General features: G+C 70.6%; 1 protein-coding gene. It reads right to left on the bottom strand.

The annotated features are described in order from the left end of the window. Nucleotides 1-35 precede the first annotated feature (35 nt). On the bottom strand, nucleotides 36-1,199 hold the full coding sequence (locus tag ACFY0P_RS52190; RefSeq protein WP_388929541.1) for an ISAs1 family transposase: 1,164 nt from the start codon (nucleotides 1,197-1,199) through the stop codon (nucleotides 36-38). Nucleotides 1,200-1,373: the final 174 nt, after the last annotated feature.

Below are 1,373 nucleotides of genomic sequence, written 5' to 3'. Positions count from 1 at the left end.
GCAGGGTCCTTTGCATGATCGACGTCTGTCCGGTTTCATCCGGTGATGCCGAGGGCGGTCAGGGGCCTTCGCCAGTCGCGGGCGGCGTGGCGTAGGGCGGCGGCGATGTTGGTGTGGCCGTCCTGGCGGTGGACGCCGATGGCGAGGTTGCGCAGGCCGGCCATGATGCGCGGGAGATGGCCGACATGGATTTTGGAGTCGTCCTCGCGGAACGTGCGGTCGCGGACGTGGTGCAGAAGGTTTTCGATCTTCCAGTGCCCTCTGATCCAGTCGGCGAGCTGGGCGCCGGTAGCCGCGCCGGGCGGCAGGCTGGTGATCAGGTAGACGCGCTCGATGGTGAGCTTGCCGGTGGTGAAATCCTTCCTCCAGCGCACGACTTGCAGGGCCTGGCGTGCGTCGGGGTAGTCGAGGTGGGCGAAGGCGGCGGTCTTCAGCCGCCGTATCTCCAGGCGGTGGTGGGCCCGGGTGCGGTCGTGGTGGTCGAGCGTGATCTCGCGCCATGGCAGGCGGCGGACCCTGTCGAAGAGACCAGGATGGTTGGCCTTGACCTGGGCGATGTAGTGGGCGCCGCGCTCGCGGAGGTAGGTGCCGTGAGCGTGCTGGGTGTGCAGCGCGTCGGCGGTGATGACCGTGCCGGTCAGGTCGAGGCTGTCCAGCAGGGGCCGGAAGGCGGGGATCTCGTTGCTCTTGTCGGCGACCTGGCGCTGGGCCAGGACGTGGCCGGTGTGGTCCATCGCGGCGAGCAGGGTGACGTGCCCGGTGACGTGGGTGCGCGAGCCGCGCAGGGCCTTGCCGTCAACGGCGATCGCCCGCAGTCCGGGGCCGGCCGGGGTGGCGCGGGCGGTAAGGAAGTCGCCGACCGCGCGGTCCAGGGCGTCGCCGTCGAGCTGGACGAGAAGACGGCGCAGGGTGTGGGGGTGCGGGACGGACACGGTGCCGGAGAGCGGGTCGGTGGGGAAGCCGAGAACTCGGCATGCCCACGCGGGGACGTCGCCGATCCATTCCGTGATCGCGGTGAGCGAACGCGCACCGGCCAGGACACTCGCCGCGGCCGCGGCGACCAGGGCGGACAACCGGTAGCGGCGGCCACGGACGCCTCTCGGGTCGGGCACCAGGTCCAGGAAGCCGGACAGTGCGACCGCGTCCGCCAGCGGGACCGGCGCGGCAGTCCGGCCCAGTTGGGCCAGCGCGGTGGGCATGGGAGAAGATGCAGGAGCAGGCACGGACTCGCCAGGTGTTCATGGGACTTCGACACTCACATGATCACTGAGACCGTGCCTGCACTGCGTCCACCCCGCCCGAACCGGGACGTCCCCTCCAAGGACGGGCCAGCACGGCACTCCGGACGAAACGCGATCACGCAACGGCCCCTG

This window comes from Streptomyces sp. NPDC001714 (assembly GCF_042892755.1).
In the GTDB taxonomy this organism is placed as follows: Bacteria; Actinomycetota; Actinomycetes; order Streptomycetales; family Streptomycetaceae; genus Streptomyces.
The sequence above is the reverse complement of the archived record's forward strand: the minus strand, read 5'-3'. Positions and strand labels throughout refer to the sequence as shown.